General features: G+C 63.1%; 21 protein-coding genes. 6 read left to right on the forward strand and 15 right to left on the reverse strand.

Annotated features, from left to right (window positions below):
• Positions 1-27: 27 nt before the first annotated feature.
• The 13 genes from ACZK3W_RS13905 to ACZK3W_RS13965 form a co-directional block, all read right to left on the reverse strand.
• Positions 28-1,179: a TrbL/VirB6 family protein gene (locus ACZK3W_RS13905; protein WP_229298144.1), complete on the reverse strand. Its 1,152-nt coding sequence runs from the start codon at positions 1,177-1,179 to the stop codon at positions 28-30.
• A 79-nt stretch (positions 1,180-1,258) separates the two neighbouring features.
• Positions 1,259-2,056, reverse strand: coding sequence for a hypothetical protein (locus tag ACZK3W_RS13910; RefSeq protein WP_049398226.1), 798 nt, complete (start codon positions 2,054-2,056; stop codon positions 1,259-1,261).
• Positions 2,057-2,115: 59 nt separating this feature from the next.
• On the reverse strand, positions 2,116-4,554 hold the full coding sequence (locus tag ACZK3W_RS13915) for a VirB4 family type IV secretion/conjugal transfer ATPase (protein ID WP_032129524.1): 2,439 nt from the start codon (positions 4,552-4,554) through the stop codon (positions 2,116-2,118).
• A gap of 81 nt (positions 4,555-4,635) precedes the next feature.
• Positions 4,636-4,944 (reverse strand): VirB3 family type IV secretion system protein, encoded by a 309-nt coding sequence (locus ACZK3W_RS13920; protein WP_006374695.1) that lies wholly within the window; start codon positions 4,942-4,944, stop codon positions 4,636-4,638.
• The gene (locus tag ACZK3W_RS13925; protein ID WP_006374697.1) at positions 4,937-5,347 is read right to left on the reverse strand and encodes a TrbC/VirB2 family protein; all 411 of its coding nucleotides are present in this window, start codon (positions 5,345-5,347) and stop codon (positions 4,937-4,939) included. The genes ACZK3W_RS13920 and ACZK3W_RS13925 overlap by 8 nt, the downstream gene beginning before the upstream one ends.
• Positions 5,348-5,420: 73 nt before the next feature.
• The gene (locus ACZK3W_RS13930) at positions 5,421-6,404 is read right to left on the reverse strand and encodes a lytic transglycosylase domain-containing protein (protein WP_071227599.1); all 984 of its coding nucleotides are present in this window, start codon (positions 6,402-6,404) and stop codon (positions 5,421-5,423) included.
• A 3-nt stretch (positions 6,405-6,407) separates the two neighbouring features.
• Complete coding sequence (gene virB11, locus ACZK3W_RS13935; RefSeq protein WP_032129526.1) at positions 6,408-7,451, reverse strand: P-type DNA transfer ATPase VirB11; 1,044 nt, start codon at positions 7,449-7,451, stop codon at positions 6,408-6,410.
• Between the two features lie 14 nt (positions 7,452-7,465).
• Positions 7,466-8,731 (reverse strand): TrbI/VirB10 family protein, encoded by a 1,266-nt coding sequence (locus ACZK3W_RS13940; RefSeq protein ID WP_032129527.1) that lies wholly within the window; start codon positions 8,729-8,731, stop codon positions 7,466-7,468.
• On the reverse strand, positions 8,728-9,507 hold the full coding sequence (locus ACZK3W_RS13945) for a TrbG/VirB9 family P-type conjugative transfer protein (protein WP_006374751.1): 780 nt from the start codon (positions 9,505-9,507) through the stop codon (positions 8,728-8,730). Before ACZK3W_RS13945 ends, ACZK3W_RS13940 begins: the two co-directional genes overlap by 4 nt.
• Positions 9,504-10,559: a VirB8 family type IV secretion system protein gene (locus ACZK3W_RS13950; RefSeq protein WP_032129528.1), complete on the reverse strand. Its 1,056-nt coding sequence runs from the start codon at positions 10,557-10,559 to the stop codon at positions 9,504-9,506. Before ACZK3W_RS13950 ends, ACZK3W_RS13945 begins: the two co-directional genes overlap by 4 nt.
• 89 nt (positions 10,560-10,648) lie before the next feature.
• Positions 10,649-11,095, reverse strand: a complete 447-nt coding sequence (locus ACZK3W_RS13955; RefSeq protein ID WP_032129529.1) for a hypothetical protein — start codon at positions 11,093-11,095, stop codon at positions 10,649-10,651.
• Between the two features lie 427 nt (positions 11,096-11,522).
• Positions 11,523-13,202, reverse strand: coding sequence for a type IV secretory system conjugative DNA transfer family protein (locus ACZK3W_RS13960; protein ID WP_049463033.1), 1,680 nt, complete (start codon positions 13,200-13,202; stop codon positions 11,523-11,525).
• Between the two features lie 36 nt (positions 13,203-13,238).
• A complete protein-coding gene (locus ACZK3W_RS13965; protein WP_006374755.1) occupies positions 13,239-13,496 on the reverse strand; it encodes a hypothetical protein in 258 nt (85 codons plus the stop codon).
• 235 nt (positions 13,497-13,731) lie between these two features.
• On the opposite strand from ACZK3W_RS13965, the gene ACZK3W_RS13970 reads away from it, so the two are divergent.
• The gene (locus tag ACZK3W_RS13970) at positions 13,732-14,943 is read left to right on the forward strand and encodes an MFS transporter (protein WP_478450037.1); all 1,212 of its coding nucleotides are present in this window, start codon (positions 13,732-13,734) and stop codon (positions 14,941-14,943) included.
• 16 nt (positions 14,944-14,959) lie between these two features.
• Here ACZK3W_RS13970 and ACZK3W_RS13975 read toward each other — a convergent pair whose 3' ends face one another.
• Positions 14,960-15,439: a MerR family transcriptional regulator gene (locus ACZK3W_RS13975; protein WP_478450038.1), complete on the reverse strand. Its 480-nt coding sequence runs from the start codon at positions 15,437-15,439 to the stop codon at positions 14,960-14,962.
• 89 nt (positions 15,440-15,528) lie between these two features.
• On the opposite strand from ACZK3W_RS13975, the gene ACZK3W_RS13980 reads away from it, so the two are divergent.
• From ACZK3W_RS13980 to ACZK3W_RS13995, 4 genes are all read left to right on the forward strand, one after another.
• Complete coding sequence (locus tag ACZK3W_RS13980; protein WP_182266339.1) at positions 15,529-16,767, forward strand: NADH:flavin oxidoreductase/NADH oxidase family protein; 1,239 nt, start codon at positions 15,529-15,531, stop codon at positions 16,765-16,767.
• A gap of 93 nt (positions 16,768-16,860) precedes the next feature.
• Positions 16,861-17,337, forward strand: coding sequence for a hypothetical protein (locus tag ACZK3W_RS13985; RefSeq protein ID WP_049398236.1), 477 nt, complete (start codon positions 16,861-16,863; stop codon positions 17,335-17,337).
• A 103-nt stretch (positions 17,338-17,440) separates the two neighbouring features.
• A complete protein-coding gene (locus ACZK3W_RS13990; RefSeq protein WP_478450041.1) occupies positions 17,441-17,710 on the forward strand; it encodes a hypothetical protein in 270 nt (89 codons plus the stop codon).
• 125 nt (positions 17,711-17,835) lie between these two features.
• Positions 17,836-18,081: a hypothetical protein gene (locus ACZK3W_RS13995; protein WP_336683864.1), complete on the forward strand. Its 246-nt coding sequence runs from the start codon at positions 17,836-17,838 to the stop codon at positions 18,079-18,081.
• 45 nt (positions 18,082-18,126) lie between these two features.
• On the opposite strand, the gene ACZK3W_RS14000 is transcribed toward ACZK3W_RS13995, so the two are convergent.
• A complete protein-coding gene (locus tag ACZK3W_RS14000; RefSeq protein WP_478450043.1) occupies positions 18,127-19,656 on the reverse strand; it encodes an FAD-dependent monooxygenase in 1,530 nt (509 codons plus the stop codon).
• Between the two features lie 82 nt (positions 19,657-19,738).
• Between ACZK3W_RS14000 and ACZK3W_RS14005 the strand changes: the two genes are divergently transcribed.
• Positions 19,739-20,383 (forward strand): TetR/AcrR family transcriptional regulator, encoded by a 645-nt coding sequence (locus ACZK3W_RS14005; RefSeq protein WP_478450045.1) that lies wholly within the window; start codon positions 19,739-19,741, stop codon positions 20,381-20,383.
• The last annotated feature ends 11 nt before the right edge of the window (positions 20,384-20,394 follow it).

Genomic DNA, 20,394 nt, shown 5'->3' on the forward strand with positions numbered 1-20,394 from the left:
TACACAGACAACGCGCATCTCCGCGAGCTAAATAGGTGCCTTGGCAAATCGGCCTGTATCCGACGGCGTATCGGCAACATGTGGAGATCCAGTTGATCTACCCATCTGCCCCACTCCGCTTGCTCCATGCCCGGTGCTCCCCTTCTCTGGAGCCGGAGGCGTGTAGTAACTACCCGGCGGCTGCCCACTCGGGCCCGGCGCCTGCGCAACCGGGCTGCCACCTATCTGCGAATATGCCATGAAGCTACCCAAGGTGCCCTGGAAGAACATGGCCGCCATTGGGGGCGCAGTCAGAATCAGGGTCGTCAGGATCAGTCCCATGCCGCCCTGCTGCATCGCCTGACTGGTCATGCCGTCGCTGGACGCGCCCATCAGCGGGAACTTGTTCACCAGCGCCGTTACCCAGAACGAGGCGGACACGCGAATTACCATGTCCAGTGCGATCGACACCATTGCCGCCAGCACCGCCATCGAGAACATGGTTCCGATGCCGTAGAACAGCCATCGCTGGAACAACTGCTTGGTCTGGTCGAACAGAAGGCAAAGAATGAACAACGGCCCGAATCCGATGAACAACGCCATTGCTACTTCATAGAGCAGAAGCATTGAACCCGCAGTTACCGCTGGACCACCTGTGCCGAGGCCGATGAACCACATGGCCCGGGTCTTGTCTTCCTGCAATCCAGGGTCATTCAGAATCTTGATGCCATCAATGCTGGACAGCGCCACCTGCATCCAAGCCAGACTCTTGTCGATCTGCTCTTCCGGCTTCTGATCCTTGCCAGTGACAACGTGGGTGATCAGGCCCTTCACGTCCTCGGTCAGGAACTCATGAAGATCGCGCCCGAACATGCCCATGCTGGTGGCAACGGCCACAATCAACGCTGCGCGCGCCATGTTGGTTACCAGGACCATCATCGAATCGCGGCTGCGGCCTGTAACGATTCGATAGCCTTGGATCAGCACCCACAAGGTCATGAGGGTCAGCGCGATGCCGCCCACCCACGCCATCATGTTGTCCATCAGGTCGAAGCCGAACTTGCCGATCCTGTCCCGCAGGTAGTCCAGGATCAGCTTGAAGAACACGAAATCGCCAATCGACTGGACACGCGCGACGTGCCCCATCAGATCCTGGAATCCGCCCGAAAAATCAAAGTTGGCAATCGACCTGATCGTCATACCCACATTCCCTTGGTAATACTGCAATCACATGAGGGGCGACGCAGACGCGCGCACCCTTGGTGCTCCATTCCATGCATCAGTCGATGGACAGCGCTGCCTTCAGCGCGGCCGTCTTGACCAGATCACTGGCAATGGTCTTCATCGGGTCGCCCTTCAGCGCTGCCTGTGCAACGACCTTCTGATTGGCTTCCATCACCTCGATGTAGGCATCGTAGGCCTTCTGCTGTGCCTCGAAGGACTTTGCCTTGGCTGCCATGTCGTTCGCGGTGCGCAACGTGTCGTTCTGCGTTGCGTTGACGTTGCCGAGCAGATTGCTGACATTTCGCTGCTTCTCGATTGCATCGAGGCTATCGAAGAACGACGGCATCGTCTTGAGCATGAAGTCCACCGCATCGTTGTACTTGCGGTTCTGCATCATCCGGATGTTCACGCAGATCTGTTGCTGCTGATCTTTCCAATCGCCCTTGAAATTGAAAACGACCCGGGTCGCGAGAGTCTTCAAGTCGGTGCCGATTCCGCAGGTCTCGGCAACCAGATAATTGGGTGGCACCGGCGTCAGCGGGGCGGAATCCGGCAACCCGAAGGAATTCACGATGCCCTGGATCTGGACCATCGTCTCCTGGTACTCCTTGATCGTCTGCGCCCAGTCCCGTGCCCACTGGGTGTTCTCCTTGACGAACTGGTACTTCTCCTGGAAACGGGCCTGGTACGTATTGATCTGATTGAGGATGTGCTGCCACAGCGCAGGACCCGTTTCCTGCACCGGGCCGATGGCGCCCGCATTGGTCGCTGAGAGGGCCAAGGCAACGCCGAGCACCTTGGCCATCGGCTTGAGTACCTTGCGGGCGCTGGCCCGACGCTTGACGTTGTTCATGGGAAAACTCCTGTTGTTCTGATTGACGTCCACTTGCCTGTCTCCTGCTCGCACGGCCATCAGGCCGCGTCGGACCGGGGTTCCTTTCCCGACCCCTTCCGGTTCTTGTAGAAATCTTCCAGCCACTGCTCCGGGCTGAGCTCGTCTACAGTGACGCGATTGCGGACCGCGGCCGTCTGCAGAACCCGATGCATGACATCGATGTTGTCGGTCGAAGCCGAGATCACCGACAGGATGTCGTCCATGCCGCGCAGGTTGAGCTGGCACACGCTGGAGGCATGGCCCTGCTTGACCAGGAAGCAGCGCGAGCGCTCGTCCAGTGCAGTCACCACCCTGAACTCGGCCTCGGTCAGCTTCAGGCCGTCCATGTAGTCGCTCTTGCTGGCATTCGGGTTCGGCAGCAGGATCAGGGTAGCGGTCTGCTCGATCAGGGCGGCGGAGATATCGCTCTTCAGCGCATCTTCCGGGCTCTGCGTAGCGAAGATGCCGAGACCGTTCTGCTTACGGATGGTCTTCTGCTTGTTCTTCGCGAACTCCTTCAGGCCACCTTCGCCGTCCAGGATCTTCCAGAATTCGTCCATCACATAGATCAGCGGACGACCGTCGATCAGCGACTCCAAGCGGTGCAGCAGGTAATTGATCACCGGCACGCGCACTTCAGGATTGTCGATGATGTCGGTGTAGTCGAAGCCGATGATGTTGGCCTTGCTCAGGTCAACGGTATCGATCGGATTATCGAACACCCAGCCCAGCGAGTTGCCCGAGGTCCAGCGGCGCATGCGCGCGTAGAGGCCATCGTCGCCCATATTGGGCAGGCTCTTCTGGAAGTTGGTCATGCTGCGCAGGTGCATCGGCGTATCGAGCATGCTCTCCACCGCGCGGTAGATATCCTCTTCCTCACGGGCGCTGTACTCGCGCTTGCCGGCCAGCACCTTGATCAGGTCAGCCAGGAACTGCAGGTTGGCTTCGTTGTTCTCGCACTGGAACGGGTTGAAGCCGGTCGGTGCGCCGTTCTCCAGGGCCAGATAGTTGCCACCGCAGGCGCGCACGAAGATCTCCGCGCCGCGATCCTTGTCGAAGAAGAAGATGGTCGGCGACGGCTCGTACTTCTGCACCTGGCTGAGCAGGAAGTTGATCAGCGCGGTTTTACCGGTACCGGACTTGCCGATCACCATGGTATTGGCGATCGCCTTCTCACCCAGCGAATTCTCCGAGGGATGGGTCGCATGGAAATTGAAGTAGTACGGCTGGCCATTGGTGGTCTGCAGCGTGGTGACGCAGTCGCCCCACGGGTTGTTGTGCTGCTTACCGGTGGCGAAGTTGTGCAGCGGCGACAGGCCCAGGAAGTTCAGCGAGCTGACATTGGCCAGGCGTGTGCGATAGCGCCAGTTGCCCGGCAGCTGCGAATAGAACGACGAGGTAACCGCCAGGTCTTCCTTGGTCGATACGAACCCGGCGTTGGACAGCTCGGCTCGGGTCGAGGCGACGTTCTGCGAAAGCTTGGCCTGCGTGTCGCCGTAGACCGCCATGATGAAGTGGTATTCACCCAGTACGAAGTTGCCCGACGACAGCTGATCCATGGCCTGGTCCAGCTCGACGATCTGGCTGACCGCCTTGTCGCCGGAGGAGATCATCATGCCCTTGGTGCGGTCGAGCACCTTCAGCGCGTCCTGGCGCCCCATCGGGCTGAACGAATGGGTGATGACGTATTCGTAGTCGAGGTACTTCAGGCCGTTGAGGATGCCCGGGTAAGTCCCCTCGGCATACTCCTTGATGTTCAGAATGGCGCCGTAGTGATTGGCACCGTTGGGAGTATTGATCGCAAAATCACCGGTCTTGGCCGAGAACATGTGGCGACTGACCGGCAGGTAATCCTTGATCGGTGCCGACAGCACCGGCACCGGCTCGTCGATGCGATTGATCAGGTAACCGAACAGCTCCAGCGTTTCCGAGAACACCACGCCATTCTTGGCTTCGTACATACCCAGGCGATACGGCGCGTAGTCGCGGATCACGGCCTCGACGTTGCCGGCCAGTTCCATCAACTTCTCTACCGCCTGCTCCTGCTCGGCGCGCAGCTTCTCCACGTTCGCCGACTTTTCGACGAAGCGTTTGCCCGCCACCACCGGGCGATAGATCATGGTCAGGTACAGCTCGTTCTGCATGATGCGCTGCGAGGACAGCATGCCCATGTACTGGTCGGAAACGTCCTGGTTGAAGCGCTGCCTGTAGTTGCTCTTGCCCTTCAACGTGCGACGGCGACGGATGTCGTGCACCCAGAAAGCGACGTTGACAAAGTCAGGCGCGCGCAACGTCTGCAGCAGACGGTTGAACGTGTTGTGGCGATGCTCGAGCTCCCACTCCTCTCGGCCGACAAACGGCAGCCCTTCCAGATGCCAGGTCAGCAGGTAGTCGCCGCCCGTGGTCTTGACCACGTTCGGGGCGACATGCGACGACAACGGGATGAACTCACTGATGGAGGTATCAGGGCTGAACATACGACTGCTTCCAAAGAGGTACTGCCAAGAAGTTTCAAGAGACCTGGCGGGCGCGGATGCCCGCCAGGCCGGATCCGGACCTCAATCCATTCGGGCCGGCTTGTTGCGGTAATGGTTGGGGTTGAGCACCCACATGCCATCGTGCTCCTGCACGTTGCGCACCTTCAGCTTGAACATCAGGCGCAGGCCCAGCAGGCGGAAGATCATTTCGTCACGCTTGGCCATGTGCCGCATGATGAAGACCGCCACCGGAATGGTGAGCAGGAACCAGAAGTTCGTGTACATGCTGAGCAGCAACAGCCCGCCTGCCACCATGAAGAATGGCAGGTAGGGAACGCCCAGGAACATCGCTGGACGCGTGCAGCCGCGGAACACGACGTTCTTATGCACTGTAGTACTGGATCACGTGGTTGATCAGGTAGGAGGTGCTGGTGCCACCACCGCACTTGCCGTCGCTGCCATCACCCAGCAGCATGCGCGCGATCTGGCCTGCGGCGCCGATCAGCACGCCACCGATCAGGATCGGGGCGACGTCAGCGATGCGCTTGTGCGCGAAGGCGATCTGGTAACCAGCGAAGATCACCGCGATGGTGACCACGGCGATCGAGGCGATGTTCAGCAGGCCGTTGATGTTGTTGAAGAAGCTGCAGACCTTCTTGTCGGTGCCGCCGAAGTCGGTGGCGCCGTTGGCGAAGACTTGCGGGGCAAACAGTGCGCCGACGAACAGAGTGGCCATCAGCAAGGTCTTCAGCGTGCGCTGGGCCTGGACGAGGTCGAGATTGGATCGCTTCATGGATTGATTTCCTTGTTGATGGACTAACACAACTGAATCGACCAGCCGGGGGACTGGCCGTACCACGACTTCGTCAGAACACGAAGGCCGCATCCCCTGCGGGAATCTGCTGCACCGGTGCGGACTGTGCCGGTGCGTTATATGAACTGCCATTGCCGGCCACTGGCTGATTGCGCTCATTCCAGGGCCGCAACATCACAGGGCCCTCGTTGCTGCCACCTGCAGCACCTGGCAACTGCTGCGGCATGGCCATCGCCTGCGCCGGACCCTGCTGAGGCAGCTGCTGCGGCATGCCACCGGCCTGTTGCTGCGGATAGGCGGCCCCTTGGGTGGGCTGCGCCTGCGGCTGCATCATCCGATCCACCGAGCCCAGTACCACTTTGGAAAGCGCCTGGTCGGCGATGTTCAGCAGGCTGCCCCGCGCCATTGCACCGGTGGACGGATACACGACATACGCACGTGCCGGGTCTTCCGACGGCACGTACACCGGGCCACTCGCCTGCGCAACGATGCGCGCCTGCGCCGGCGAAGCGAGCTGCGGGTGATGCTCGACCTTCACGCTGCGGCGTTCGCCGCGACTCACCACGTCGATCGGTGCAACACCATTGCTGGCAAGCTGCTGCCCACGGCGCATCGAGTCATAGACCTTCTGCACATAGCCATGGCGGAAGCCAGTCTCGAAATTGCCCGAGTAGTAGCAACTGAATGACTTGCCCCAGTCACCACCGGAGCGCTTGTAGCACTCGGCGAGGATCCGAGAACCCGCTTGCAGGTTCGGGCATTGCTGGAAAGCCTTCTCGTAGGAATCCAGACCGTACTTGCCGAGGTTATAGCGGTTGACCTGGGCTAGCCCGATGGAGAAGTTGTAGCCTTTCTCTTCCAGCATCCGAACCGTCGCCAGTGCCTCGTCCAGCGCCTTGGGCTGGCGCACCAGAGCGCCACCGACTACGCCGATGGCATAAGGGTTGCGTGACGATTCAACGTTGATGACGTGCTGCATCACGTCCATCGACACCGCCATCTCCGGGCACGCCATCATCTCCAGTCCTGGCAGCATCCTTCAGCCCTCCTGCCCCTGGGCACGCCCAGGATTGAAATCGATACCGGTGATGTAGCGCGAACCGGCGTGCGCCTTGATATGCACGACGATGTCGATGGTCATCATCAACAGTCGCTTGATCACGTTGAACTCCAGGCCCGAACCTTCGGTGGAGGCCTTCACCATGAGGGCCAACTGGTCCCAGGTCTGCTCCGGACTGCCTGCATGGCAGCTGGTGATCGAACCCGGGTGGCCCGATGCGCAGTTGCGGATGAAGTAGAACGCCTCGTCACCGCGCAGCTCGGCCAGGATGATGCGCTCGGGCTTCATGCGCAGGCAGGCTTCCATGCAGCTCTTGGCACTGACATTGCTGGTGCTCTGCCCACCCTTGGAGTACAGCAGGTGCACCACATTGGGTTGGGTCAGAAACAGCTCGCGCGCGTCCTCGATCGTGACCAGGCGTTCGTTGTCCGGAATATGATTGACCAGCGCTTTCATGAAGGTGGTCTTGCCGCTACCGGTCGCACCGGATACCACGATGTTCTTGCGGTACATCACCGCACGCCGGAAGAACTCGGCGTACTCGCGCTGCTGACGCAGCTCCAGCAGCTCGCGATCCTGCTCGCTGATGCTGCCATCGCTTTCCAGGATCTGGTTGAAGAACCCATCTTCGTGATACTGGCTGAGCGACTTGGTGTGCTTGGACGGCAGACGGATGGTGATCGACACCTTGCCTGCATCGCACGCCGGCGGAATCACGAACTGGGCACGCTGGCCGGTGGGAAACGTGAGCGAGACCACCGGATCGGCATCAGTGATGCGCTGGCCGGTGTTGCTCTCGTTCACCACCGCCGTGCAGAACTGCCGGGCCCGCTCGAAGGTCAGGCTCGGCACATCCACCCGCTGCCACCCCGCCCGGGTTTCCAGGTACAGCTCACCGGGACGGTTGATGCAGATTTCCGTCACTTCCGGGGAAGTCATGTACTCGGCGATGCCCAGCACTTCGTACTGATAGCGCAGGAAATCGCTGGAGACGAGGGCAAGGGGTGACACTTCAGCGTCCATGATCGTTCGTTGGGTTACCGGCGAGGATGCAGCACGCTCGTGAAGTCGACGTCCTTGGCGACGTACACATTCACGATGGTGCCTTGGTTGATGGTCACGGTCGGCGGGCGACGTTGGCTGAGCGACTCGTTGGCCAGGCGTTCCATGGTGCGCGCGGTGGCGCTCTCATAGGGCGACTGGATGGTCATGCCGTTGTTGGCCACCGTGGTGGTCTCCGGGCCATGTTCGGCGGCGGCATACTTGAACGCATCAGCCAGCAAGCTGATCATCAGCGCCGAGGCGATACGACTACCCCAGTGCGCGCTGTACTGGCCCGGATGACCGGCGCCACCCAGCTGATCCACGCCCGGGCTGGACATGGCCACGTCAATACCGTTCGGCGTGGTGATGCGGTCCCAGATCACTTCCACCCGCTTGCCGGTAGGACCACCGCCATAGGCGCCATAGATCTTGGAGCCCTTCGGCAGCAGCAGATTGCGGCCGTTGATCGAGTACACCGGCTCTGTCACCAGGCACGAGGTGTAGCCCGCGATATCAGTGATGATGCGGGTTTCCAGTACACAGCGCAGATAGGTTCCTCGCACCAGCAGCGCATCGGGGCTGCGGATGTAGCTGGCATTGGACACGTCATCCACGTCGGGGCCACGACGCACGCGCGCTGGCGCTGCATTCTGCTGCCCGTTCATCTGCTGAAGCATTGCCCGCGTGTATTCGTCCATGCCCGCCTGCTGCGAGCGCTCCTCATCCTGTGAACTGCCATTGCCAACGAAACCGTCGGCACTGGCACCCATCCGACGTTCGGCAAGCGTCGGACCACGAGGGCCCGCGGAGCGATCTTCCAACGTCACTGGCGGCTCAGGGCGACTCGGCCCCAATGGAGGCGGCGGCAACATCGGAATCGGATCAACGGGCTGCATTGCCTGCGCCGGACCCGGATCGGTCTGGACAGCATCCGGCAGTGTTGGCGTGCTCGCGCGCGCAACATCCGGCACCTTCGGCGCATCGTCCTTGTCTTGGCCCTTGCGGAACAGCAGGAAGCCCATGGCAACAAGCAGCACCACGATACCGCCCAGGAACAGCAGCGCCTTGCGGTTCAATCGCTGCTCTTCAGCCGAGCGCAGCTGCGGCGCGGCCGCGTCCAGATCCGGTGCAGGCTCAGCCTGGGTCGTGCCGAAGTACGGATTCGTCTGCGCCTCCGGAGCAGCCTGTGCACCGTACGGACTCTGGCTCTCGTCGCGTCCGTTGTTCGGGTCGTTTCCGGGAGTGTTCTGCTGGCTCATTTCTTCACGTTCCTTCGCAGGCCGACGACGAAGTCGCCGTGGCGGATGACCAGGTACGGGTAGGTCCCGTGCACGATCAGCGTATTGCCTTCAACCGTGGTGTTGACCACGAAGTCTTCACCGTATTCCGTTTCACGACCGAACACGGCCGGGAAGATACCGGTCTTGTACTCCGGCGAATTCGGTAGTTTCAGGTAGGTGAAACGGCTGTCGTCGTAGGCGTTGACCGGGATCAGCCAACCCATCTTCTTCGCCTTGCTGGTCGAATAGGAGTAGTTGAAGTTGTACTGGCGGTCCTTGGCCAGTTCAGAGCTCAACAGCGGCTGCGCCTCCTCTTCCACCGCTTCCTGCGCGACGCCGAACACGGTGTCGTTCGGGTAGGTGAAGGCGATCTTGTACTGCACGCCAGCACGACGGGCCTGTTCCAGCTGGCGCCAGTCAGTGGCCACCACCTTGAGCTCGAAGATGTAGGAATGGGTCTCGGTGCGCACCATCATGTTGGTGTCGACGTCGACGTTCTTCGGCTTGAGATAGAACACGTTCTCGCGACGGGTCAGTTCCCAGCCGCTGCTGAAGCCGGTGCTGTAGTCGAGGATCTTCTCGTTCGGGCTCAACTCGATCTGGGTGGTCAGGCCCAGGCCGGTGCGAACCGGATAGATGCGGTCCTTCTCGTACTCGTAATGGTCCACCGCCTGCGCCATCGCCGCTGCTGAAAACAACAGCGACAACATCGACAGCAGCGCCAGTGCGCTTCCCCTGATATTTCGACTACTCATCGGTTGCTTGCTCCATCAGCAGTTCCGGTGGAATTGTTCTGCGCCGGCCTCATGGCCGGCTGTCCGGGCATTGCCTGCCCCGGCATTGCTTGCCCCTGCACCGGCTGACCCGGCATGGGCTGCCCCTGTACGGGCTGACCCGGCATCGGCTGGCCCGGCGTCGGGCCATTGGCCGGGACGGCGACCGGCTGGCCGGTGGCCGGATCGATCATCGTGGCCGCGGCCGGGTTGTTGGGATCGTAGACACCCTGGGCCTGCTGCGCGGCCTGTGCAGCCTGCTGCGCCTGCGCCTGCATGGCGCCGTCATCCGGCACCGGGACGCCACGGGAATAGTCGTTGTCGACGCGATACTCGGTGACCTGGAAGGCCAGCGGATTGAGGATGCGATCCTGCTCGGACAGCGCCAGGTTCTGGTTGTAGCCGAAGCGCATCGTCACCAGCTGGTTGTCCAGGTAGGTGGCAACGCCAGTGCGCTTATCCAGCAGGCTGCGCTGGATGCGCACCGAAGCGCCGCGGAAGCTGCCGTTCGCTTCGGCGCCCAGCGGCGTGATGCTGAGGATCTTGACCCGGATGGCACGCTCGCGGCCATACATCACGAACGGGTTCTGCGGGTTGTTGCCGGCATAGCGCACGCGCATGGACTGCGCCACCGGATCGGTGGACATCACGAACACCAGTTCCCAATCGCGCAGGCCCATCACCGCCGAGTCGTACGACTCGCGCGCCAGTACGTACTGGGCCACATTGCTGCGATTGATCGCTTCGTTGCTGGTAATCGTCTCGCCCTGGAAGGTCCCGCTCAGGCGTGCGACCGTCGCGGTACCCGTGTACGCATCGGCCATCACCAGGAACGGCACCTTCTCCTTCAGCGGCAGCATATAGTAGTAGCCGCCCGCCAGTGCGAGCGACATCAGCAACGAGCCCGTGGCGACCCACCAGGCACGGCGCTCGCTGCGACGCGCCATGTCGGCCACGGTGATCTCGTAGCTGACCGCCTTGGCGACCGACTGCTCGACCTTGGGACTGTTGCCGGGATCCTTCTTGCGGAACATGGATTCTTCCGTACTGCTGAAACATCAATGGGCATGGAGCCCCTGCGACAGGCGCGGGGAGCGGCACGTTCGATGGTTTCGAGGTGGACTCAGGTGCCGCTGTTGGAATCAGCGCCCTGCGCCGACGCGGTGGGCGTCGAGCCAGCGCTCTGCACAACGATCTGGTTGCCAACAATGGAGACGGAGATGCCTTGCGCCGAATACGCCGAAGTCAGATCGATCACGGCCTGCTGCGCATTGGTGGTGTCGATCTTCGAGACCGCGCCATACAGCGTGAAGTCCGAGCTGAGGCGGTAGTCCAGTGTTCGTCCGGAATCCTTGGCCCAGCGCTCGAGCATGGCTTTGAGCGTGCCATCCATCGGCGAGGCCTGGTAGACGTAGCTGGAATACAGCGGGATCTCAGTCGTCGCCACGGCAAAGCGGTTGACCGGCTTCCAGCGCCCACCGAAATCGGGGGCGGACTTGGTGGCACACCCTGCCACCATCAGCGCCGCAACTGCGGCGATGGAGATTTTCGCGATAAACGCCTGATTCATACGGGCTTCACTTTGACGTACGAAAAAGCAGTCCCGAGCGTTGGTTCCCTGGCCGTCCGGCGCTGCATGGCGCACGCCGGAATCGGGGAGACGCGCTGGCATGCAGCACACCTGCCCCGGCTCCCCTGCAGCCCGAAAGCTGCCAACCAGGTCGCGGGGCCGCCAGACGTTGCCGACGACACACCCGCACACCCTCACCAACGTCGAAACCATCCTTGTTTCCATGGCACAAACTCCTGGCCACCCTGCGTTACAACTTTTGCCATCCAGCACACACTTCTGGATGACGCACACAGAGTTACACAACCACGCGTCAATTCCATGTCAGACAAGTCTGAAAATCCATGAACAGATGCCGAATTTTTGACTCAGCTCACGATTTCACGTCGGTGAATATGAATCTACGTCACAAATTTAGCGACGTGAATTAGACGTTAAGCATCGGAACGTCGACCTTCGGCAGCAGCCGCGATGTGAAATAGCGATCCTTGTAATAGCGGATCTTGTCGCACTTCACCGGATGCGGTATGCCCTCGTAGAGGAATACTTCCTTGTCCGGCCCCATCGCCTTCAGCTCCTGCGGCAGCATCAGTGCACGCCGCTCTTCGGTGAAGTTGTGGGTCTTCTCACGGGCATGGGTGACGTTCTTCTTGCGGACGGTGGTGTAGCCCAGCATGTCCGAGTAGTCGTTGGCGTCCTGCTGCTCGCGCGGCGCGTACAGGATCTGCAGTGCGTGGTTGGTGATGATCGTGCGTGACACTTCCCGGCCGTACGTGGCATCAAGCTGGGACATGCTCTGGATGATCGGCAGCAGGCGGATGTTGTAACCGGCCATGTAGGACACCGCCGAGGCGATGATCTCGACCTTGCCGATCGAGGTGAATTCGTCCATCAACAGCAGGCACTGGTACTTCAGGTCCGGGTTGGACTTGGGCAGTTCCTTGGTGTTGAGGTTGATCAACTGGCTGAAGAACAGGTTGATGATCAGCCGGCTCTCGGCCAGCTTGTTCGGCTGGATGCCGATATAGATGGTCATCTTCTTCCTGCGCACATCGGTCAGCAGGAAGTCGTTGCTGCTGGTGGCCTTGTCCAGCACCGGATTGATCCAGGGATTGAGCGGCTCCTTGAAGGTGCCCAGGATCGAGGCGAAGGTCTCATCGGCCTGGGACAGCATGTTGGCGAATGCCGAACGTGCGTTGCCACTAAGGAACGACCGCTCCGACAAGGCCTTGAGGTACTTCTTCAGATCGGTGCCGTCGCCCGATGACAACCGGTAGACCGCGCCCAGCGTCGGCGTGCCCGAGCCGCCCGGGAAACCACTGCTGCGCTCGTCATCCCAGTTCTCGAACAGATACAGGGTGAAGGCCATGAACGCATTGCGCGCCTGGCTGACCCAGAATTTCTGGTCCTCGGCCCCGTCCGGATACAACATCGCGGCGATGCTCATCAGGTCCGAGACACGGAACGCCGGGTCATCGGAAACATAGCTGAGCGGGTTCCAGCGGTGCGTGCGCCGATCTTCGGCGAAAGGATTGAACAGGTAGATCTCCTGCCCTTGGCTGGCACGCCAGCCACTGGTCAGGTCGAAGTTCTCCTGCTTGATGTCCAGCACCACCAGCGATTCGCCGTACTCCAGCAGGTTCGGGATGACGACGCCCACGCCCTTGCCTGAACGGGTGGGCGCTGCAAGGATCACGAACTGCTGGCCGTCCAGCCGCACCAGCTTGCCGCCATGGCTGCCAACCACGATGCTCTGGCCGGTCTTCTTGAACATGCCGTGCTTGGACAGGTCGGCGCCGGTGGCAAAGCGCGCGTCGCCGTGCAACGAGCGCTTGTCCTTCTTCAGCAGCAGCACCAGGCCGGTCACCAGCAGCACCAGCAGCGGCAGGCCGAAGCCGAGATAACCGGCCCACTTGATCTTGCCCACGAACGGCGCGACCTGCGGCTGGCCAATGGCGTGGTAATACTGGTAGTACGTGTTCCAGGTGAACAGCTTGGTGTCCAACCCCAGCAACAACAGGGTCAGGTAACCGGAAAACACGAAACCAAGCAGCAGGGTCGCCAGCGTGATGATGGCGATGAGCAGATACTTCTTACTGGGCAACACCCGGATCCTCCATGATGCGCACAAGGGCGCGACGGCCTAGCGGCGGCGCCAGCGCGACGCCTTCTTCCGCAGGTGGTTTTCGTTCTCCAGCCCGGGCTCTTCGCCCTCTTCACGCACCAGTGCCTGCAGGCGTTGGCGCGCTTCGGCCAGCGACATCAGGTCGGTCAGACGATCCCCATCGTCGGCGACGACCGCATGGCCGACCACATCGCCCGGAGCGTACACCGGCGCGTAGGACACCGCTACCAGCTGATAGCGACCGCGCGTCTCCAGCACATGCCTGAATTCCTGCATCGACATCCTCCTTATTCCAGCACTCCGCAGCCCCTGTGTTTCGCATCATGCCGACGTCCATGTCGTCATTACATGCAGGACGCCGACAACAATGCGCCGAACCTGCTTTCGTACCGAGCCCGTGCCGGGCTTGCCGCAACCCCACGGATCAAACGCTGATTTACCCTCAGCATGGCTGCTGCTGTTGCGGTGCAGCAGTACAATGCACGGCTCCCCGCCCCCATCGCGCCCCCGCATGAGCCCCAACTCTTCCCTGGCTGCGCGGCTGACGCCCCGTCAGCGCACCCTGATCATCCTTGCCCTGTCCCTGGGCGGCTTCGCCATCGGTACCAGCGAGTTCGCCAGCATGGGCCTGATGCTGGAAATCAGCCGCGGCCTGTCGATCAGCGAAACCCAGGTCGGCCACCTGATCAGCGCCTACGCCATCGGCGTGGTGGTCGGCGCGCCGATCCTGGCCTTCGTCGGCGCCAGTTTCCCGCGCCGCAAGCTGCTGCTGGCGCTGATGGGCTTCTACGCCGTCGGCAACCTGGCCAGCGCCCTGGCCCCGAACTACGGCACGATGCTGATCGCACGTTTCGTTGCCGGCCTGCCGCATGGCGCCTACTTCGGCGTGGCGATGCTGGTGGCCGCCGCGATCAGTCCGGCCGGCCAGCGCGGCCAGGCGATGTCGCGGGTGCTGCTGGGCCTGTCGATCGCGATCCTGATCGGCAACCCGCTGACCACCTGGCTGGGCCAGCAGCTGAGCTGGCGCACCGCCTTCGCCCTGGTCAGCCTGCTGGCCATCGCCACCGTGGTGATGATCGCGCGCTTCCTGCTGCCGGACCCGGACGAGGTGCGCACCTCGCCGATGCGCGAACTGCGTGCCTTCAACACCACCCAGGTGTGGCTGGCGCTGGCGATCGGCGCGGTCGGTTTCGCCGGCATGTTCTGCGTGTTCACCTACCTGGCGCCGACCCTGGTGCAGGTCACCGGCGTGGCCGAATCGTGGATGCCGTTGGCGGTGGGCGTGTTCGGCATCGGCGCGATCATCGGCAACATCGCCGGTGGCTGGCTGGTCGACAAATTCCACTTCAAGGCCGCTGCGGTGGTGCTGCTGTGGTCGATCGTGATGCTGCTGCTGTATCCGCTGGCCGCACAGTCGGTGTGGACCATCGGCCCGATGATCATCACCGTCGGCACCATGGGTGCGCTGGCTGCGGTGCTGCAGACGCGCCTGATGGACGTGGCCGGCGAAGCGCAGACCCTGGCTGCCGCCTCCAATCATGCCGCCTTCAATACCGCCAATGCGCTCGGCCCGTGGCTGGGCGGCATGGCGATCAGCGCCGGCTTCAGTCCGGCCAGCACCGGCTATGTGGGCGCGGCCACCGCCATCGGCGGCCTGCTGCTGTGGTGCGTGGCGGTGATGGTGGACAAGAAGCGCAAGGCCGCCGTCGTCGGCAGCCACTGAACACCGCGCCGGGTCGTCAGCCGTTGCCCATGCGGCGGCGGCGATCCGGTCGCAGCATCGCGGTATCGCCGGCCGCCAGGGTCGGCCGCGCCAGCTCACCGCGCTTCACCCGGTCCAGCACCCGCTGCGAATTGGCCGCGCAATCGATGCCCTCCGGCCGCGCCTGGATATCTTCGATCAGGGCCAGCAGGTGCGCACGGCTCTCTGACAGCCGCAACTGCAGCGCTTCGATGTCGGCCACCTTCTGCTGCAGCATCGTGATCAGTGCCTCGTGCTGCCACTGGCCCATGTCCGGCGGCAACAGCGCGCGGATCTCTTCCAGGCTGAAACCGGCGCGCTGCGCACCGGTGATCAGTTCCAGCAGCAGCACCGCCTGCTCCGGATAATCGCGGTAGCCGTTGGCCTGGCGCTGGACCACCAACAACCCGGCCTCTTCGTAGAAGCGGATGCGCGACGCTGCCAGACCCGTGCGGCGGGCCAGCTCACCGATCTTCATCTGCCTGAATCCTCGACATGGAAGCCTGTTGACCTTCAATCAAACTTGAAGGTTAGCGTAGCCCCATTCCCCTGTCCTGGAGCTGTCCGATGTCGCTGTTCTCGCCCCTGGCACTGCCCTCCGGTGCCGTCATCCGCAACCGCATCGCCAAGGCGGCGATGGAGGAAAACATGGCCGACGCTGACCACGCTCCGTCCGAAGCGCTGCTGCAGTTGTACCAGCGCTGGGCCGACGGCGGCGCCGGACTGATCATCACCGGCAACGTGATGGTCGATGGGCGCGCCATGACTGGGCCCGGCGGCGTGGTACTGGAGGATGACCGCCACCTCGACCGCTTCACTGCCTGGGCGGACACTGCCCGCTCGCGGGGTGCGCAGATGTGGATGCAGATCAATCACCCGGGGCGGCAGATGCCGGCCGCACTCGGTCAACCCGCGCTCGCGCCGTCGGCCGTTGCATTGCAGATGGGCGCGCTGTCCAAGCAGTTCGCACCGCCGAAGGCGATGACCGAGGACGACATCGACTCGGTGATCGCGCGCTTCATCCGCAGTGCCGAACTGGCCGAGCGCGCCGGTTTCAGCGGGGTGGAGATCCATGCCGCGCACGGCTACCTGCTCAGCCAGTTCCTGTCGCCGTTGTCGAACCGGCGCGAAGACCACTGGGGCGGCAGCCTGGAAAACCGTGCGCGCCTGCTGCTGGAGATCGTGCAGGGTGTACGCGCGGCGGTGGCGCCCACATTCGTGGTGGCGGTGAAGCTCAATTCCGCCGATTTCCAGCGCGGCGGTTTCTCGCCCGAGGATGCGCGCGCCGTGGTGGAGATGCTGGCCCCCCTCGGCGTGGATCTGGTCGAACTGTCCGGCGGCAGCTATGAAGCACCGGCCATGACCGGCGCCGCACGCGACGATCGCAGCGTGGCCCGCGAAGCGTACTTCCTCGAATTCGCACGCGAGATCGCCACGGTGGCAACGATGCCGTTGATGGTCACCGGCGGCATCCGCCGCCGCGAGGTCGCAGAACAGGTACTGGCCAGCGGCATAGCCATGGTCGGCATCGCCACCGCACTGGCGATCGAGCCGGATCTGCCACAGCACTGGCAGCAGGGCCGCGACCCGGCGCCGACGCTGCGCAACATCAACTGGCGCAGCAAGCCGCTGGCGGCCAGCGCACACATGGCGGCAGTGAAGTATCAGCTGGGCCGGTTGAGCCGGCGCCGCCCCACCGCACCCACGGTTTCACCGGCATGGGCACTGCTGCTGGCACAGGCGGCCGCACAGTGCCGGACCCGCCGCTATCGGCGCTGGATCAGCGCCCGCGCCATCGCACATTGAGCCGCGCGGTCTTCTCATCGCCGCAGCGATGCGCCACCATCTGCAGGATCGGCGGCAGTCCGCCGCCGGTCGCAGCACGCAGAAGGAACCACCGTGGCAGCAGGATCAACCAGGAACCGCGAAAAGCTGCTCGATGACCTGCTCTCGCTGGGCCGCAACTGGGCACTTGCCATCGCCATCGCCGGTGCCGGGGCTGCCGTCCACTACAACGAATCGGTCTACGAGGCCGGGCTCTGGCGCGGCCTGTTGCCCACGCTCTGCTTCCTGGTCGCGATCATCTGGATCGTGCTCAGCATCATCCGCTTCGACCTGACCATCCAGCAGCACTTCGAGCGCAAGCTGTCGCGCTGGCTCAGCCGCCTGCTCTACGTGGTGCTGCTCGGTACCGGCATCACCGCCGTGTTCTTCGTCACCGAGCTGGCAGAGAACAATCATATTGCGCGGATGTGCGACTCGGTAGCCAACGAACCCGGCAGCCGCATCCACAGGTCGGCCGAATGCCAGCGCCTGTATCAGCACCGCGCTGCCTACCGGCAACGGCTGGAATCGGCCGAGGGTGAGTTCGACTGAGGCCTGCATCGGCCCTGCATCGCGTGCGCGAAAAACACATGGCGTGGATATGTGATCGGGCACAGTGGCTGCGCCTCCCTTGCAGCAAACGAACGCCGCCGACATGCACCACCCGCCCGCCCCTGCCCGTCACGACGCCATCGCTCTGCAGGCTGGCGTGCTCGGCAGTGTGCTGGGCGTGACGCTGTTCAAGGCGATCGCACTGTCAGCGCTGGCGAGTGGCTCTTTGATGGTGATCGGGCTGTGGCTGCTGGCCTGTGCGCTGCTGGCTGCCTGGGCACTGGCCGCCTGCCTGGCCTGCCTTGCGCTCAGCCGGCGCGTATTCGTGCTGATGCTGGCGCTGAGCATGATACTGATGATCTGCGTCGCCTGACAGCAGCAGGCGCCGGACTATCGCGCATCTGTTACAGAATAACAAGTGTGATTGGACGGATTGCGCGCGCCTGGGGTCACAGATTTGAATTCCATGGCCAGCCCGGCACCACCCGAGACCTCCCCATGCACCTGCCGCCCCTGCTTCGCGCCTCCCTCACCGCCGTTGCCCTGGCCTCGCTCAGCGCCTGTGCCACCTATGACGACAGCAACATGCATCAGGCCTGCCAGGAGTCGCCGCATCTGAAGGACCTGCCGCGCGAAGTGGCTGCCCGCGAGAGCCGCTGCAACAAGAGCATGGAAGTGTGGTCGAGCGAGCGCAAGGGCAGTGACAGGCCGATCGACCTGAGCGGCAAGAAGAAGGATCTGTAACCGCACCCGGCGCAGCCCACATCGGCTGCGCCTCCGCCCTGTACGTCAGTCTGCCTCCGGCAGTCCGAACCCGCGCTGCAACGCTTGGCGCAACCCTGCCTGATCACCTCCCGCATCGCAGGCCCACGCGACAATTCCATCGGGCCTCACCAGTACCGCCCCCAGGCCGAGCGCATCGTCCACCGCCGAGGCAATGCGGGTGAACGGCTGTCGCCAACGGTCGACGGGGTTGTACGAAGCGCCGTTCTCATCGAACACAAGCAACACCCCCTGCCCCGTCCTCAGCACCTCTCCCATGCGGCGGCCATCGGCCAGCAGGAAGTCCGGCACGCTGCGACCGGCCAATGGATGGCCATCGCCCAGATCGAGCTGTTGCGACACGCCCCAGACCCGTTCGGCCAGATAGGTGGCGCCATCGCGGGTGCCGGCCAGATCGGCCATGACCGCCGCCAACGCGCGCGAACCGGCTCCAGGACGCATCAGCGCAACCTGCGCGCGCGACCAATCCAGTACGTTGGCGCCAATTGGATGCCGTTCCGCGTGATAGCTGTCCAGCAGCGCCACGTCAGCGTCACCGCGTATCACGCTGGCGAGTTTCCAGCCCAGGTTCATCGCATCGCCGATGCCCAGATTCAGGCCCTGCCCTCCCAACGGGGAATGCACGTGCGCAGCGTCGCCTGCCAGCAGCACGCGGCCGTTGCGATAGGCGCTGGCCTGGCGCGCACCATCGGTCCAGGTGCTGTGCAGATGCAGCGCGGTGATGGTCACGTCGCGGGCAGACACACGTCGCAGCAGCGATTGCGCTTCATCCAGCGCGAGAGGTTTTCGATGCCCGGCACCGCCATCGAAATCGGCAAGCGCGAGCACACCGGGTGGATTGAAATTGCACATGCCCTGTGCGGTGTACTGACGGCCCGGGGTCAGCACGCCGGGATCTTCCAGATCGACCTGCAGCGAATGACCGGTGAATTCGGGATCCGTGCCGATGAAACTGAAACCGCATTGCTTGCGCACTGTGCTGCGGCCTCCATCGCAACCTACCAGCCAGCGACCACGTACCGCCCCGTCAGCGGTCTCGATCTCCACTTCGGTGGCACCGGCGCGCACCGCCTGTACCGCACGCCCGCGTTCGATGCGCACGCCCAGCGTGGTCGCACGTTCGGCCAAGACCGTTTCCAGGGCCTGCAGCTCCACCGCCATCTGGCTGCCCACCGGCGACGGCAGGCGCCAGGTCCAGCGCGTGCGGTCGACGTCGTCCAAGGCAAACGGTATTCCGGCGAAGTGGCCGCCCAGCACCCGCGGCTGCGCGAGCCAATGGGCGGTGCCGGGCGGCGGCGCCCCCTTCTCGGGCTTGAGCACCTGTGTCGCGGCGACCGCGTCCAACAGGCCGCGCCGATCCAATGCCTCCAGCGTAGGGGCGTTCAAGCCGCGGAGCCCGAATGGCAAGCGCTTCAACGGCGAACCGGCGAACCTGGCCTGTTCCAGCACCAGCACTGAACACCCGGCCTGGGCCAGTTCACTGGACAGGAACAGGCCGACCGGGCCGGCACCGGCAATGACGACGTCGTACAGCATGGGAAATCCTTGTGAGCACCGGGTCGGCGCTCTGGTGGGTCAAATGTTACACTCGGTGTACGTTTCCACAAGTGAACCGCCCATGACCCCGCCTCCAGGTCGTCGCGAACAACGCAAGGCCGAGACCCGACAAGCGATTTCGGACGTCGCCACCGAGCTGATCATCCGGCGTGGCTTCGAGGCCGTCTCCATGTCCGAAATCGCCGAAGCCGCGGGCGTCTCACGCAAGACGGTCTTCAACTACTTCGCCAGCAAGGAAGACCTGGTGTTCGATCGCGATGAGGAGGCGCGCATGCTGCTGCGCGAGGGCATGATGGCGCGCAGCGGCATGACCCCGTTGGCGGCCTTCCAGTCACTGGTGCGCGAGTTGCTGGAGGCTGGCCATCCGCTGCTGCGCATCAATGCCGGCGCTGCCGCCTTCTGGGGCACCGTGGCGGAGAGCCCGGTACTGGTCGCGCACGCGCGACGGCTGCAGGCGCAGTTGACTGACGACCTGGCGCGATTGATGGCCGACGCTGCCGGCCGGTCAGAACATGACGCCGAAGCGCGATTGGGCGCGGCCATGCTGCTGGCGTCGATGGTGGCGGCCTATGAGAAGGGATTGGCAAGCCAACTGCAGGGCGAGGACCCGCGTGAGGCCATGCTGCAGCTGATCGTGCGCGGCGCCACCGGGGTACTGGTGGCCTTGGCGGGCACCCCGTATACGGACCCCGGCGCGCGTCCATAACGCATTCGGGG

This window comes from Stenotrophomonas sp. 80084_Sma (assembly GCF_056481995.1).

Excerpts from the sequence above, each read along its gene's own strand:
- ACZK3W_RS13905 (WP_229298144.1), bottom strand. The coding sequence starts at position 1,179 with ATGACGATCAGGTCGATTGCCAACTTTGATTTTTCGGGCGGATTCCAG.
- ACZK3W_RS13910 (WP_049398226.1), bottom strand. The coding sequence starts at position 2,056 with ATGAACAACGTCAAGCGTCGGGCCAGCGCCCGCAAGGTACTCAAGCCG.
- ACZK3W_RS13915 (WP_032129524.1), bottom strand. The coding sequence starts at position 4,554 with ATGTTCAGCCCTGATACCTCCATCAGTGAGTTCATCCCGTTGTCGTCG.
- ACZK3W_RS13925 (WP_006374697.1), bottom strand. The coding sequence starts at position 5,347 with ATGAAGCGATCCAATCTCGACCTCGTCCAGGCCCAGCGCACGCTGAAG.
- ACZK3W_RS13930 (WP_071227599.1), bottom strand. The coding sequence starts at position 6,404 with ATGCTGCCAGGACTGGAGATGATGGCGTGCCCGGAGATGGCGGTGTCG.
- virB11 (WP_032129526.1), bottom strand. The coding sequence starts at position 7,451 with ATGGACGCTGAAGTGTCACCCCTTGCCCTCGTCTCCAGCGATTTCCTG.
- ACZK3W_RS13940 (WP_032129527.1), bottom strand. The coding sequence starts at position 8,731 with ATGAGCCAGCAGAACACTCCCGGAAACGACCCGAACAACGGACGCGAC.
- ACZK3W_RS13945 (WP_006374751.1), bottom strand. The coding sequence starts at position 9,507 with ATGAGTAGTCGAAATATCAGGGGAAGCGCACTGGCGCTGCTGTCGATG.
- ACZK3W_RS13950 (WP_032129528.1), bottom strand. The coding sequence starts at position 10,559 with ATGTTCCGCAAGAAGGATCCCGGCAACAGTCCCAAGGTCGAGCAGTCG.
- ACZK3W_RS13955 (WP_032129529.1), bottom strand. The coding sequence starts at position 11,095 with ATGAATCAGGCGTTTATCGCGAAAATCTCCATCGCCGCAGTTGCGGCG.
- ACZK3W_RS13965 (WP_006374755.1), bottom strand. The coding sequence starts at position 13,496 with ATGCAGGAATTCAGGCATGTGCTGGAGACGCGCGGTCGCTATCAGCTG.
- ACZK3W_RS13970 (WP_478450037.1), top strand. The coding sequence starts at position 13,732 with ATGAGCCCCAACTCTTCCCTGGCTGCGCGGCTGACGCCCCGTCAGCGC.
- ACZK3W_RS13975 (WP_478450038.1), bottom strand. The coding sequence starts at position 15,439 with ATGAAGATCGGTGAGCTGGCCCGCCGCACGGGTCTGGCAGCGTCGCGC.
- ACZK3W_RS13980 (WP_182266339.1), top strand. The coding sequence starts at position 15,529 with ATGTCGCTGTTCTCGCCCCTGGCACTGCCCTCCGGTGCCGTCATCCGC.
- ACZK3W_RS13990 (WP_478450041.1), top strand. The coding sequence starts at position 17,441 with ATGCACCACCCGCCCGCCCCTGCCCGTCACGACGCCATCGCTCTGCAG.
- ACZK3W_RS13995 (WP_336683864.1), top strand. The coding sequence starts at position 17,836 with ATGCACCTGCCGCCCCTGCTTCGCGCCTCCCTCACCGCCGTTGCCCTG.
- ACZK3W_RS14000 (WP_478450043.1), bottom strand. The coding sequence starts at position 19,656 with ATGCTGTACGACGTCGTCATTGCCGGTGCCGGCCCGGTCGGCCTGTTC.
- ACZK3W_RS14005 (WP_478450045.1), top strand. The coding sequence starts at position 19,739 with ATGACCCCGCCTCCAGGTCGTCGCGAACAACGCAAGGCCGAGACCCGA.